Origin of the sequence: Nitrospirillum iridis, from assembly GCF_014205765.1 — a bacterium.
Classification (GTDB): domain Bacteria; phylum Pseudomonadota; class Alphaproteobacteria; order Azospirillales; family Azospirillaceae; genus Nitrospirillum; species Nitrospirillum iridis.
Window position 1 is genome coordinate 85888 of sequence record NZ_JACIIZ010000004.1, and the last position, 13093, is coordinate 98980.

The following is a 13093-nucleotide window of genomic DNA, read 5'->3' on the forward strand; positions in this document are numbered from 1 at the left end:
ATTCTCCATCGCGTTGATTGGCCTTTACCGTCGATCCACAGGGCCCGCGCGTCAAATTGGAGTTTTTAAAGCATCGCTTGAGTGGTCCTGGGGGCGGTTTCGTGGGCGGCCCCGCTCAAGGCATACTTGAGACTTATCAAACAGTCGGCGGCGCGCCCGTCCGCTAGCCTGGGGCCCTTGGCGTGGGACAGGCGCCAGAGTGGACGATGGCAGAGTGGACCATGGCAGAGTGGACGATGGCATTCGGGGAACAATGGTCGCGGCGCGGCATCCTGCGGGCGGGTTTGGGGTTGGGCGTGGGCCTTGCGGTCCCACTGCTGACCGCCTGCGACGACAAGGCCAAGGTGCTCCCCATTCTCAAGGTGGGGGACCAGCGCGGCGGGTTGCAGGCCTTGCTGAGCGCCTATCCGGATGACAAGCCGGGCCTGCCCTACCAGGTGGAATGGGCGCAGTTCCCCAACGCCGCCCCGGTGATCGAGGCGCTGAACGCGCAGGCGATCGATGTGGGCGCGGTGGGTGACGCGCCCTTTGGCTTCGGCCTGGTGGGCAAGGCGCAGATCAAGGCGGTGGCGGCATATCGCTCCAGCGGCCAGGGTACCGCCGTGCTGGTCAAGGGCGATGGCCCGGTCAAGGCGGTGGCGGACCTGTCCGGCCGCACGGTCGCCACCAGCAAGGGCTCCATCGGCCATTTCCTGGTGCTGCGCGCGGTGGCGGAGGCGGGACTGTCGGCGGACAAGGTCACCATCGCCTTCCTGTCGCCCAACGACGCCAAGGCGGCCCTGCTGGCCGGCAGCATCGACGCCTGGGCCACCTGGGACCCCTACACCGCCCTGGGCCAGTTGCATGACGGCCTTAAGGTGCTGGTGGACGCCCAGGGCCGCATGCCCGGCCTGTCCTACCTGTTGTCCACGCCGGCGGCCCTGTCCGCCCGCCGCGACCTGGTGCGCGACTTCGTGGGCCGCGTCAACCGCGCCCGCGACTTCACAAGGGAACAGCCCGACAGATACGCCGCCGTCTTCGCCGAACAGACCGGCGTGCCGGCCGAGGTGGCGGCCCTGATGATCCGCCGCACCAACTTCCAGCCGGTTCCCCTGGACGACGGCATCATCGCCGACCAGCAAAGCGTGGTGGACCAGTTCGCCAAGGTCGGCCTGGGTGGTGATGGCCTGGACGTGCGCACGGCGTTCGAGCGGTCGCTGTAGCGCTATCGCCCGTCGATACGGCGCAGATAGCGCTTGAGGCTGTCCTTGGGCACCTTCAGGTCCTGGACCCAGGCGTCCATGTCGCCGGGATGCCGGCGCATGACGTCGCGGATCCGCTCCTCCGGGATATCCTCGATGTCCTGAAGGATGCTCCACCGCTCCATCAGGCGGTACAGGCTGGTGCGCGACAGGTCCAGCAGTTCGGCGGCGGCCTTGACGTTCCAGCCGCTGGCGTCCAGCGCCGCGACCAGTTCCGCCTGGTCGACCGTCGCCGGGTCGCGGTGCTTGCGCTCTGCCGACCGCGTGGCGGACGAGGGGGCGCGCGGCGCGTCCCCGCCCCGCTCGTTCGCCCCGGTCGCGGCCGCCGAGGGGGCGGCCGCGCGGGACAGCGTCACCGGCGTGCCCAGGCGGATTTGCCGGGCGACGCCGATCAGTTCCCGGATGTTGCCGGGCCAGGGGTGCAGCAGCAGGGACAGCACCCGCGCCGCCGACAGCGTCGCGGGATCGTGGGGCGGCAGGTACGCCTCCTCCCGCGTCAGGAAATGGCGCAGCAGCGGGCCGATGTCGACCCGGCGTTCACACAGGGGCGCCAGGGTGATGACCACCCCCTCCAGCCGGCGGCGCAGCGGCTGGTTGAAGCCCGCGTCGTCCAGGGCCCTGTCCGTCGCCGAGATCACCCGGACATCCGCCTTCTGGTTGCGGGAATCGCCCAGCTTGCGGTATTCGCCGCATTCCAGCGCCCGCAGCAGCATGGGCTGCACCTCCTTGGGGGTGTCGCCCACCTCATCCATGAACAGCGTGGCGCCATCGGCCAGGGCGAACAGCCCGGCCCGTTCCCGGGTGGCGCCGGTATAGGCGCCGGCGGTGGCGCCGAACAGTTCCGCATGGGCCAGCGCCGGCGACAAGGTCGCCATGTTGACGGTGTGCAGCCGCTGCCCCGCGCGCATGCTCAAGGCGTGCAGGGCGGAGGCCACCAGTTCTTTGCCTGTGCCGGTGGGGCCGCTGAGGAACACCGGCAGGTTGGTGGGGGCCGCCTGGCGAACGAGGGCCCAGGCCCCCTGCACGGCGCGGCTGATGCCGATCAGGCCGTGTTTCGCCGCCTCCGTCCGCAGGGGCAGCGTCGCCTCGAAGATGGACAGGATGACACTGTCGGACAGGCAGATCAGGATGTCGGTCCCCAGCTCATCCAGGCTGGCGGTGGTGGGGCCGGTGACGGGGCGGCCGTTGACCGACACCGTCATCCGGCTGTCGGGCGGGGTGATGTCGAAGGTGCCGGCGCCCCGCCGGCGGATGTGCAGCGGCTGGCGCGAGATGTGGCGGTCGTCCAGGGCGCGCTGCTCCCGCCCGTCGGCGGAGCGGAACAGCGGCTCGAACCGGTTCAGGGCGAAGGTGCCGCCGGCCCCCCCGGCCGACAGCGGGGTGATCATGCCTATCATGCCGGGATCGGGGTGCCACACCACGCCCAGGCAGGCGACGGCATGGTCCTGGCCATTCCACGGCGCCGGGCCCTGCAACGTCGGTGACGCCGTCGCGTCACCCTGATGCCAAGTCGTCTGCATGCCCCCACCAAGTCCAAAAACTAACAAATTCTAACAGGACACCCTATCCACGTGCATCCGATGTTAACAGCGTGATAGAAATCGGTCCATGCCTTTAGAACATCAACGAAAGGGGATTACGGCTTGGGGGTGGCCCCTAATGGTAGTATTTATATCGTGATAACGCACGGAACGCGGTTGGGGATTCCGGATGCTCGCGCACAAGATCAGCAAGATCAGCAAGTATGAGATCGGGCCGGTCATCGGCTCCGGCTCCTACGGCACTGTCGTGCAGGCGACCGACCGGGTTTTGAACCGGACGGTGGCGCTGAAAATCCTGCGCCCGGGCGATTCCTCCGCCGGCGACCTGAAACGCCACCTGCGGGAGGCGCGGGCCCTGGCCCGGCTGCAACACCCCAACATCGTCGCCATTTTCGACCTGGAACAGGACGGCGACCAGACCTTCCTGGCCATGGAACATATCGAGGGGGAGACGCTGGCCCTGCGCCTGGCCCGTGGCCCCCTGGCCCTGGATGTGGCGCTGGACATGGCGGCGCAGCTGGCCGACGCCCTGGCGGCGGCGCACGGCCAGGGTGTCGTGCATGCCGACCTCAAGCCGGGCAATGTCATCCTGGACCGGGCGGACCGCCCCCGGCTGGTGGATTTCGGCCTGGCCCGCCTGTCCGCCCCGTCGGCGCAGGACACCCTGGCCGCCGCGACGGAGGCGGAGGGCCTGCGCGGCACGGTCGCCTACATGGCGCCGGAGCTGTTCATGGGGGCGGCCCCCGACACCCGCACCGACATCTTCGCCTTCGGCGCCCTGGTGTTTGAGATGCTGGGCGGCCGCCGCGCCTTCGACGCGCCCAGCGATGGCGCCGTGATGCAGCGCATCCTGAACGGCCGGCCGGAGCGCCTGTCCGCCGCCGTGCCGCCGGCGGTGTGCGACCTGGTGGAGCGCATGCTGGCCGCCGACCCCGCCGCCCGCCCCCCCGCCATGGACCAGGTGCGCGACACCCTGCGCGCCGCCGGGCGCGGCGCCGCCGCCCCGCCGCCCGCCGCCCGCTGGCGCTGGCCGACGGCCCCCGTCCACCGCCTGCTCCGGCGGCTGGTCGCCGCCGCGCCCGGCCTCGGCCAGCCGCGCGCCCGCCGCCGCCTGTGGGCGGCCGGCGGGCTGGCCGGCCTGCTGCTGGCGGCGGTGCTGGGCCTGGTCGCCGCCCAGGGCGGCCTGAACCGCCCCCCCGCCCCGCCCAGCCTGCAATCCATGATCGCCGCCGCCATGGATCGCCTGTATCACTCGGAGGACAAGGGCGCCATCGACGCCGCCGTCAGTGGCTTCCAACAAGTGCTGGCCCGCGACTCCAGCAACGCCGCCGCCACCGCTGGGCTGAGCCTGGCGCTGTTCCGGCGCTATTCGGATCAGCAGCCGGATCCTGTGATTTTGCAACAGGCGGATGCCGCCGCCCGTCTCGCTTTGTCCTTGGACGACCAATTAGCCTTGGCTCATGTCGCCGTGGGCTGGAGCGAATATCATGCCAATATTAAGGATGAATCGATCCGCCAATTTCAGAAGGCTTTAATTCTTGAAGAGGGCAGCGTATTTGCTATTGAAGGGCTGTCCTCAATATATAAAGCAAATGGTTTGCTGGGGTCGGCAATAGAGACGCTGCGGAATGGTCTGGAAAAGCATCCAGATTATTCTGAGTTTTACTTTAAATTGGGTGCTATTTACTTTTCCCAGACAGCCTACGCCCAAGCCGAGGCGATGTTCCGGAAAAGCGTGGAGTTGGCGCCGGACAGTGCCTATGGCTATGCCAACCTCAGCGCGGCGCAGCATATGCAGGGCCGTACGGTGGAGGCCATCCAGACGGTGCAGCGCGGGCTGCGCATCCGGCCGTTGCCGCAACTATACAACAACCTGGGCAATTATTTCTATTTCCTGGGGCAGTATCCCCAGGCGGCGGAGGCGTTTGAGCGGCTGACCCGGGTGGAGGGCTATAGCCAGCATTACATCACCTGGGGCAATTTGGGCGACGCGTATCGCTGGACCCCGGGCAAGGCGGCGGAGGCGGGGGACGCCTATCGCGTCGCCCTGCGCCATCTCGACACCCTGTTGGCCAGTACCCCCCAGGACCCGACCTACAATGTCAAGGCCGCGTTCTACCACGCCAAGCTGGGGGAGGGGGCGGCCGCCCTGCCGGCGCTGGACCGCGCCCTAGCGGGAAATCCAACGCCAAATGTCCTGTTCAATGCCGCCGTCGCCAACGAGGTGCTGGGCCGCCGGGACCAGGCGCTGGACCTGCTGGCCCGGGCGCGGGCGGGGGGCTATGCCGCCAGCGAAATCGACCATGAACCAGAACTGGCGCAACTGCGCCTGGACCGTCGCTATCAACTATCCCTGATCAAGAAGGATGATACCGGTGAGCAATGACAGCGATACCGCGCCAACCTTTTACACCATGAGGCTGGACTTCGATGTCGACCAGATCAGCACAGCGTTGCGCTTCAACCTGCTGCGAAACACAGGATCCGATCCCGGCATACAACCGAACGCTCCAGGAGCCATGCAGACCTCCGGATACGCCGCCGGCGCCTATAACTTGTTCACAAATGATGGCATCAACATCCTGCTCTGTGCCAGCTGCGAGAGAGATGTGGAGCCCGAGATTGACATCAACGGCTTGACCTTGGTGGCTATTCCCGCGCCCTATGGCACCACGGTCTCATCAAACACGTCCAATTCTTTACCGGCCTCCAACGCCTTCTCACCGGATGAGCCGCCCACCCCTCCTACTCCTGCCCCCTTGTGCCCCTATGATGCCGATTTCGCGACCTGTCACTTCGATGATTGGACTCGCTATCCCGTATCTCAGAACTCCAAAGAGCGCGGCGCTGAGTCCTCCACAGACGTGGACGATCCCGACCCAGCCGCATGGCGTCGTTACACGACGTCACTGTCATTCGGTGGGGCTTCGTCATCAACCGGCGAGGTCTTGGACACATCGCCTGAGCCAACCTCGAACCTGACCATCATCGCCAGCTCCGGCCTGTGGCAGATCATGGGCTTCCTCTCGGTGACGATCACAACCGCTGGGGTGGCCAAACACCGGGTCTATACCTTCGACCCGGATTTGATGGTGGGGGGGGTGACGCCTTGACACGCTGGTGGCGCTGGTCGTTCCCGCGACCGGTGCCACTCGCCTGCGTATTCGCGGGGGTGGTGGCTGCGACAACTTGCCAGGGCTGCCTTCGAGGGCTGTCGGACTGCCCGGCGGTGACGGTTGCCGGGCAATGGAGGGGGAGGCCGCCGCCCCATCCTATGGAAACCGCGGCGGTGGTCCATCCTTCTTGACGCGCGATTCCCATGCCGGGCGGGCACCCGGCATGGGATGGCGGCGCCGATCAGGAGCTGAATTTGGTCAGCGTGGGATAGTTCCACCAGGAGAAGCCGCCCCAAGGCACGGTTGAGGCCGTCATCTTCACGGTGAACGCGGCGATGGCGGCATAGCCCTCCGACGACCCGGCAACTGTGGGGGCGACGCCGACGTTCAGCATGGCCGAATTGTACGCGGTGCTGTTGCTGCTGTACCAGCCGCCGACCGTCGAGGAGATGGATTTGAAGGTGTCCAGCTTCAGCGATGCGCCATCGCCGTACCACTGGTAATTGTACCACTTGATGTACTGCGTGGTGTTGGCGCAGTCGAGCGCCGCCAGGGCGGCGTAGAAGTCGGTCGTCACGTCGTAGGGGGAGCCGGTGACGATCAGGCCGTCCACCAGCGACGCCAGGGACTTGATGAAAGCATAGACCTGGGTGGCCGTGGCGCTGTTCTCCATATCGATGTCGATGCCGGTGATGCCATAGTCATTCATGAAGGTGGCGAGGGCGGTGGCGCAGGCCGTGGGGTCGGCGTCGATGCTGGTCCAGTCATTCGGATTGTCCGCGCCCCCGATGGAAATCAGGAATTGGGTTCCGGATTTGGCGGCGGCGGAGACGGGCCCCATGTCGTTATCGGTGATTGTCGACGCGGGAACATTATTGATAACCAATTCATAGCCATTATTGGCCGACTTGAAATGGGCGAAACATAGAATGAACGTCGTGTCCGGCACCGCGAGCGGCACGGCGTAATATTTCTGCGCGGTCACCGTATTGCCGTTCAGCTGATAGGCGGCCGTGGAGCTGGTGTAATACGGCCCCTGGACATAGATCACGTTGCGGACGGGAAGATTGGTGTTGGTCATTTTCGTCTCCATGAGTCTTTAGATTGTGGATTGGGAGGGCCTCATGGCCATGCCGGGCTGGGGCTCTCCCCATGGTGCCGATCACTTCGTGATGGCGTTGCTCACACCGCTGAACGCGCCCGGCACCCGGGACTGCTTGCAGCCATAGCCCGGCCCCCACTGGGCGATGCCGTCCTTGCCGTTGACGTAGGCGATGTCCCACGGGCCCAGGGTGGGGCAGAGCTTCGCCGCCTCTTCCGGGGGCGCCAGGGTCACCACCTTGCCGTCGCTCTGGATGGCGTTCGCCACACCGCTGATGTCCGCCGGCACCGGCGACTGCTTGCAGTCGTAACCCGGACCCCACTGGGCGATGCCGTCCTTGCCGTTGAAATAGGCGATATCCCATTGGCCCATCTTGTTGGCGCGGCAGACTGCCAGGGCCTGCTCCTGGGGCGCGAGGGTGATCTCGCCAGCGGCGGCGGGCTTCGCCATGACGGGCCCGCCGACGGCGGCCAGGGTGGCGATGGACAGGGCGACGGCGCCGGCGGTGCGGAAGCGCGACAGATGGATTTTCTTCATGATGGTCCCCATTCGGATGTGTGTGGAGGAGGCCGGCCCGTGTGGTGTCAGACACGGACACCGGCCCCCGCCGGGTTTGTTGGTGGGCCCACTAACCCCAAGGTGGTGCCACCTTTGGGCGGAACGGCCCCGCTGAGGCCGGCCCGCGCCCAGACCCCAACAGCAACGCCCGTGCCAAGACAATTTTCTTTGAAATTCAAATGATTGTCGGACGGTGCGCCCCCTGTTCCGGCCCGGGCGGACATGTCGGACACGCCGAACACGCGATGATGGCGGCCCGCAGGCGGCCATCCTTGAGAATTATCAAACAATCACAGCACGAGAAGTCCATTGCCGCGATAAACTCCACGGCCTTTAATGGGGAATATCGATCGAAGATCACCACATTTCACATGTAGAATGAGGTGCGGCCTTGTCCCTGACCATAGACGACCCCCAGGCCGTGGCGCTGCCGTCGGCGCCGCGGCAGGCCGGAACGCTCCCAGAGCGGCGGGTGCTGGCCCGGCGGGTGTTGGCCCACCTGGGCAATTCCCGCTGGACGGTGCCGTTGGCCCTGCTGCTGGCCTGGGAAATCGGGTCCCGGGTGGGGCTGGTGCCGGCGCGGGTGCTGGCGGCGCCCAGCGCCGTGCTGACCACCTTCTGGTCCCTGCTGGTGTCGGGGGAGCTGCCGTCCAACCTGCTGGTGTCGCTGGCCCGCGTGGCCACGGGCCTGGGCATCGGCGTGGCGGTGGGCACGGGCCTGGCCGTGGTGGCCGGCCTGTTCCGCCGGGGGGAGACGCTGGTCGACCCGCTGATGCAGATGCTGCGCACCTTGCCCTTCCTGGCGCTGGTGCCGCTGTTCATCGTCTGGTTCGGCATCGGGGAGGTGCCCAAGGTGGCGCTGATCGCCCTGGGCGCCGCCTTCCCGACCTACCTCACCCTGTTCTCCGGCATCCGCGCCATCGAGGCCAAGCTGGTGGAGGCGGGGCGCAGCTTCGGCCTGTCGCGGCTGGAGCTGATCACCAACGTGGTGCTGCCCGGTGCCACCCCCTCCTTCCTGGTCGGCCTGCGCTACGCCCTGGGCCACGCCTGGCTGAGCCTGGTGGTGGCGGAGCAGATCAACGCCTCCGCCGGCCTGGGCTATCTGATCAACAACGCCCGCGACTTCATGCGCACCGACATCATCGTCGTCTGCCTGGGCGTCTACGCCGTCCTCGGTCTTGGCACCGATTTCCTCGTCCGCTTGCTGGAACGCCGCCTCCTGGCCTGGCGTCCCACTTTCCTGGAGCGCTGACCCATGGCTTCCACCGCCGCTTCCGCCGCCGCGTCCCTGACCGCGGGCACCCCCACCGTATCCAGCGACATCCCCACAGGCGGGACCACCACAGGCGGAACGGCCGTGCGGGTCCGGGGCTTCACCCGCAGCTTCGGTGACGTCACCGTGCTGCGCGACCTGGACCTGGACATCGCACCCGGTGAATTCGTCGCCCTGCTGGGACGCAGCGGGTCGGGCAAGACCACCCTGCTGCGCACCCTGGCCGGCCTGGACGCCGCCCCGGCGGAGCAGGTCTCCACCCCCGGCGCCCGCGCCGTCGTCTTTCAGGAGCCGCGCCTGCTGCCGTGGAAACGGGTATGGCGCAACGTCACCCTGGGCCTGAAGGGTGGGCGGGGCCGCGCCCAGGCGGCGGCGGCCCTGGAAGAGGTGGGCCTGGGCCACCGGGTCGACGCCTGGCCCGCCACCCTGTCGGGGGGGGAGGCGCAGCGCGCCGCCCTGGCCCGCGCCCTGGTGCGCGAGCCGCAATTGTTGCTGCTGGACGAACCCTTCGCCGCGCTGGACGCGCTGACCCGCCTGCGCATGCACCAGCTGGTGCTGTCGCTGTGGCGGGCGCACCAGCCGGCCGTGCTGCTGGTCACCCACGACGTGGATGAGGCCATCGCCCTGGCCGACCGCATCCTGGTGCTGGCCGATGGCCGCCTGGCGGTGGAGGAGAGGGTGACCCTGGCCCGCCCGCGGGAGGTGGGGCCGGAGTTCCAGGCCCTGCGCCGCCGCCTGCTGGGTCATCTCGGGGTGGAGCAGCCGGCGCCGCGCGACAGCGCGCCCCTGACCTTCATCCCGCCGGCCCCGCCCGCCGCCGGCATCCGCCGGACCTGGAACCGGCCGGCGCCGGTGAACGGCCATGGCGTTCCCCATAATGGCGCCAATGGCGCCCAGACCAATGGCGCGCAAGTCGCCGGGGGGCTGTGATGACCGCCGCCGCCCTGCGCCGCGTGCCGGTGGAAGAGGGGGAACGGCCGGCCCTGGACGGCCCGGAGCTGGATGCCGTGCTGGCCGGCCTGACGGCCGAGTTCGCCGCCGGCGCCGCCCAGCATGACCGCGACGGCAGCTTCCCCTTCGAGAATTTCGCGAGCCTGCATGCCAAGGGGCTGCTGGGTCTGACCGTGGGGCCCGCCTGGGGCGGTGCCGGCGCCGACCTCGCCACCGCCCTCAAGGTGGTGCGGGCGGTGGCCAAGGGCGACCCCGCCACCGCCCTGGTGGTGGTGATGCAGTACCTGTTCCACGCCTCCCTCTGGGCGTCGGTGGACCAGCGGGCGATCCCGGAGGCGCTGTACGCCCGGGTGGCGCGCGACGCGGTGGAGAATGGGGCGCTGATCAACGCGCTGCGGGTGGAGCCGGATTTGGGCACGCCGGCGCGCGGCGGCCTGCCGGCCACGGTGGCGCGGCGCACGGCCGACGGCTGGGCCCTCAGCGGCCACAAGCTCTATTCCACCGGCATCCCGGCGCTGACCTGGCTGGTGGTCTGGGCCCGCACCGATGAGGCGGAGCCGCGCGTCGGCGGCTTCCTGGTGCACCGCGACAGCCCCGGCATCCGCGTGGTGGAGACCTGGGACCATCTGGGCCTGCGCGCCAGCGGCAGCCATGACGTGATCCTGGAGGATGTGCCCACGCCCTTCGACCATGCGCTGGATTTGCGCAAGCCGGGGGAGCTGGCCCCGCGCGACGCCGTGTTCGGCGCCTGGGCCGCGGTCCTGACCGCCGGCATCTATGACGCGGTGGCGGAGGCGGCGCGCGACTGGCTGATCAGCTTCGCCCGCCAGCGGGTGCCCAGCAACCTGGGGGCGGCGCTGTCCACCCTGCCGCGCTTCCAGGACGCGGTGGGCACCATCGACGGCCTGCTGCTCAGCAACCGCGTCCTGCTGGCCGCCGCCGCCAAGGGCGAAACCAGCACGGTGGAATCCGGCCTGGTGAAGCACCTGGTGACGGAGAACGCCATCCAGGCGGTGGAAACGGCGGTGCGCCTGACCGGCAACCCCGGCACCACCCGCCACAATCCCCTGGAGCGGCATTACCGCGACGTGCTGTGCGGCCGCATCCACACCCCCCAGGCCGACGTGGTGCTGACCGGCGCCGGCCGCGCCGCCTTCGCCGCGGCCGCCGGCGCCTGAGCGCCCCCTTATCCCTTTTGGCCCCTTCCCGGAGGACCCATCCCCATGTCCCACACCCTGCAGTTCATCGGCTTCATCGGTTCGCAGGACGGCTCCGAAATCCGGCCGGCCAGCGGCCCGGTCATCGACCGCGACTATGTCGGCACCGTCGCCCGGGCCCATGAGTACGCCGGCTTCGACCGGGCGCTGATCGCCCATTCCAGCGCCTCGCCCGATGGCTTCCAGATCGCCGCCTATGCCGTGCAGCAGACGGAACGCCTGAAGGTCCTGCTGGCCCACCGTCCCGGCTTCGTGGCGCCCACCCTGGCCGCCCGCCAGCTGGCGTCGCTGGATCATTTCAGCCAGGGCCGCCTGGCCGTGCACATCATCACTGGCGGGTCGGATGAGGAACAGCAGCGCGACGGCGATTTCCTGACCAAGGCGGAACGCTACGCCCGCACCGACGACTATCTGGACGTGGTGCGCAAGGTGTGGACCAGCACGACGCCCTTCGACCATGACGGCCCATACTACAAGTCCCGTGGCTCGCACTCGTACGTGCGGCCGGTCAACGGCACGCTGCCGGTCTATTTCGGCGGGTCCTCGGACGAGGGCATCGCCGTGGCCGGCAAACACGCCGACGTCTACGCCCTGTGGGGGGAGCCGCTGGACGACGTGCGCGAGACCATCGCCAAGGTGCGGGCGGCCGCCGCCCTGCACGGCCGGCAGGACCAGATCGAATTCAGCCTGTCGCTGCGTCCCGTCCTGGGCCGGACGGAGGAGGAGGCCTGGGCCAAGGCCGACCGCATCCTGGAGGAGGCCAAGCGCTTGCGGGCCAGCCAGTCGACCTTCAAGCCCATCCGCGCCGGCGAACCGCAGAACGTGGGCTCCCAGCGCCTGCTGGCGGCGGCGGCCGGCGGCCGGGTGCGCGACAAGCGGCTGTGGACGGAAATCGCCGCCCTGACCGGGGCGCAGGGCAACTCCACCGGCCTGGTCGGCACGCCGGAGCAGGTGACGGAATCGCTGCTGGATTATTATGATCTGGGGGTCCGCACCTTCCTGATCCGGGGCTTCGACCCGCTGGTCGACGCCATCGAGTATGGCCGCGAGCTCATTCCCCGGGTGCGCCAGGCGGTGGCCGCGCGGGAGGCGGACGCCCGGACATCGGTGGCGGCCGAATGACCGCCATCCGTGTCGCCAGCCAGCTGACCGAGCCGATCAACGCCGAGGTGCTGCGCCGGGTGAGTGCCGAGACGGGGGAGGGGACGGTTGAGCTGATCACCCTGCCCCGGGGCGTGCCGGCGGACTGGCCGCGCGAGGCCGACGTCTTCGTCGCCGCCCCCTTCCGGCGGGCCGGCGGCGACCTGCCGGCCCAGCCGCCGGGCTGGCCCTTCAACCTGCGCTGGGTGCAGCTGATCTCCGTCGGCATCGACTTCTATCCCGACTGGTTGTTCGACGGCCCGGTGGTGACGGCGGCCAAGCGCTCCTCCGCCACGGCCCTGGCCGAGTTCTCCCTGGCGGCCATCTTCGCGGCGGCCAAGCGCTTTCCCGAGGTCTGGATCCGCCAGGCGTCGGACTGGCGGCCCACGCCCCTGGGGTTGGTGGAGGGGGCCACGCTGGGCATCGTCGGCTTCGGCGGCATCGGCCAGGCGCTGGCGCCCAAGGCCCTGGCGCTGGGCATGAAGGTGGTGGCCATCCGGCGCGGGCCCGGCGACCTGGGGGTTCCGGGCGTGGAGCGGGTGGACAGTGTCGCGGAGTTGTTCGCCCGGGCCGACCATGTCGTGCTGGCGGCCCCGGCGACGGCGGAGACGCATCACCTGGTCAACCGGGCGGTGCTGGCCCAGGCCAAGCCGGGCCTGCACATCGTCAACGTGGCGCGGGGCGCCCTGATCGATGACCAGGCGCTGTTGGAGGCGCTGGGCGACGGCCGGGTGTCGCTGGCCACGCTGGACGTCACTCATCCGGAGCCCCTGCCGGATGGCCATCCCTACTACAGCCACCCCCGGGTGCGCCTGTCGCCCCACACCTCCGTCTTCACGCCGGACACCCACGCCAACCTGGCGGCCCAACTGTCCCACAACCTCATCCGCTTCCGCCGGGGAGAGCCGCTGGAGGATGTGGTGGACCTGGCGCGCGGTTACTGACTGAAAGTAT

At 68.8% G+C, this 13093-nt stretch carries 11 protein-coding genes; 8 read left to right on the top strand and 3 right to left on the bottom strand.

The window, feature by feature from the left end:
- The first annotated feature begins 236 nt into the window (after nt 1–236).
- Nucleotides 237–1202 carry an ABC transporter substrate-binding protein gene (locus FHS74_RS08010; RefSeq protein ID WP_184799277.1) on the top strand — a complete coding sequence of 322 codons (966 nt, stop codon included), beginning with the start codon at nt 237–239 and terminating at the stop codon, nt 1200–1202.
- A 2-nt stretch (nt 1203–1204) separates the two neighbouring features.
- Here the strand turns inward: FHS74_RS08010 and FHS74_RS08015 are convergent, their stop codons facing one another.
- Nucleotides 1205–2761, bottom strand: a complete 1557-nt coding sequence (locus FHS74_RS08015; RefSeq protein ID WP_184799279.1) for a sigma 54-interacting transcriptional regulator — start codon at nt 2759–2761, stop codon at nt 1205–1207.
- A 190-nt stretch (nt 2762–2951) separates the two neighbouring features.
- Between FHS74_RS08015 and FHS74_RS08020 the strand changes: the two genes are divergently transcribed.
- Both FHS74_RS08020 and FHS74_RS08025 read left to right on the top strand, forming a co-directional pair.
- Nucleotides 2952–5168, top strand: coding sequence for a serine/threonine-protein kinase (locus FHS74_RS08020; RefSeq protein ID WP_184799281.1), 2217 nt, complete (start codon nt 2952–2954; stop codon nt 5166–5168).
- The gene (locus FHS74_RS08025; RefSeq protein ID WP_184799283.1) at nt 5158–5895 is read left to right on the top strand and encodes a hypothetical protein; all 738 of its coding nucleotides are present in this window, start codon (nt 5158–5160) and stop codon (nt 5893–5895) included. The genes FHS74_RS08020 and FHS74_RS08025 overlap by 11 nt, the downstream gene beginning before the upstream one ends.
- Before the next feature lie 244 nt (nt 5896–6139).
- On the opposite strand, the gene FHS74_RS08030 is transcribed toward FHS74_RS08025, so the two are convergent.
- Nucleotides 6140–6979, bottom strand: a complete 840-nt coding sequence (locus tag FHS74_RS08030) for a glycosyl hydrolase family 18 protein (RefSeq protein ID WP_184799284.1) — start codon at nt 6977–6979, stop codon at nt 6140–6142.
- Between the two features lie 81 nt (nt 6980–7060).
- Nucleotides 7061–7537 (bottom strand): hypothetical protein, encoded by a 477-nt coding sequence (locus FHS74_RS08035; protein WP_184799286.1) that lies wholly within the window; start codon nt 7535–7537, stop codon nt 7061–7063.
- Nucleotides 7538–7949: 412 nt separating this feature from the next.
- On the opposite strand from FHS74_RS08035, the gene FHS74_RS08040 reads away from it, so the two are divergent.
- From FHS74_RS08040 to FHS74_RS08060, 5 genes are read left to right on the top strand one after another with little or no spacing between them, the layout of a single operon-like run.
- Nucleotides 7950–8810 carry an ABC transporter permease gene (locus tag FHS74_RS08040; protein WP_246462992.1) on the top strand — a complete coding sequence of 287 codons (861 nt, stop codon included), beginning with the start codon at nt 7950–7952 and terminating at the stop codon, nt 8808–8810.
- A gap of 3 nt (nt 8811–8813) precedes the next feature.
- Nucleotides 8814–9761 (top strand): ABC transporter ATP-binding protein, encoded by a 948-nt coding sequence (locus FHS74_RS08045; protein ID WP_184799287.1) that lies wholly within the window; start codon nt 8814–8816, stop codon nt 9759–9761.
- Nucleotides 9761–10960, top strand: a complete 1200-nt coding sequence (locus tag FHS74_RS08050) for an acyl-CoA dehydrogenase family protein (protein ID WP_184799289.1) — start codon at nt 9761–9763, stop codon at nt 10958–10960. Before FHS74_RS08045 ends, FHS74_RS08050 begins: the two co-directional genes overlap by 1 nt.
- A 45-nt stretch (nt 10961–11005) precedes the next feature.
- Nucleotides 11006–12121 (top strand): LLM class flavin-dependent oxidoreductase, encoded by a 1116-nt coding sequence (locus FHS74_RS08055; RefSeq protein WP_184799292.1) that lies wholly within the window; start codon nt 11006–11008, stop codon nt 12119–12121.
- Complete coding sequence (locus FHS74_RS08060) at nt 12118–13083, top strand: D-isomer specific 2-hydroxyacid dehydrogenase family protein (RefSeq protein WP_184799294.1); 966 nt, start codon at nt 12118–12120, stop codon at nt 13081–13083. Before FHS74_RS08055 ends, FHS74_RS08060 begins: the two co-directional genes overlap by 4 nt.
- Nucleotides 13084–13093: the final 10 nt, after the last annotated feature.

Excerpts from the sequence above, each read along its gene's own strand:
- FHS74_RS08010 (WP_184799277.1), top strand. The coding sequence starts at position 237 with ATGGCATTCGGGGAACAATGGTCGCGGCGCGGCATCCTGCGGGCGGGT.
- FHS74_RS08015 (WP_184799279.1), bottom strand. The coding sequence starts at position 2,761 with ATGCAGACGACTTGGCATCAGGGTGACGCGACGGCGTCACCGACGTTG.
- FHS74_RS08020 (WP_184799281.1), top strand. The coding sequence starts at position 2,952 with ATGCTCGCGCACAAGATCAGCAAGATCAGCAAGTATGAGATCGGGCCG.
- FHS74_RS08030 (WP_184799284.1), bottom strand. The coding sequence starts at position 6,979 with ATGACCAACACCAATCTTCCCGTCCGCAACGTGATCTATGTCCAGGGG.
- FHS74_RS08035 (WP_184799286.1), bottom strand. The coding sequence starts at position 7,537 with ATGAAGAAAATCCATCTGTCGCGCTTCCGCACCGCCGGCGCCGTCGCC.
- FHS74_RS08045 (WP_184799287.1), top strand. The coding sequence starts at position 8,814 with ATGGCTTCCACCGCCGCTTCCGCCGCCGCGTCCCTGACCGCGGGCACC.
- FHS74_RS08050 (WP_184799289.1), top strand. The coding sequence starts at position 9,761 with ATGACCGCCGCCGCCCTGCGCCGCGTGCCGGTGGAAGAGGGGGAACGG.
- FHS74_RS08055 (WP_184799292.1), top strand. The coding sequence starts at position 11,006 with ATGTCCCACACCCTGCAGTTCATCGGCTTCATCGGTTCGCAGGACGGC.
- FHS74_RS08060 (WP_184799294.1), top strand. The coding sequence starts at position 12,118 with ATGACCGCCATCCGTGTCGCCAGCCAGCTGACCGAGCCGATCAACGCC.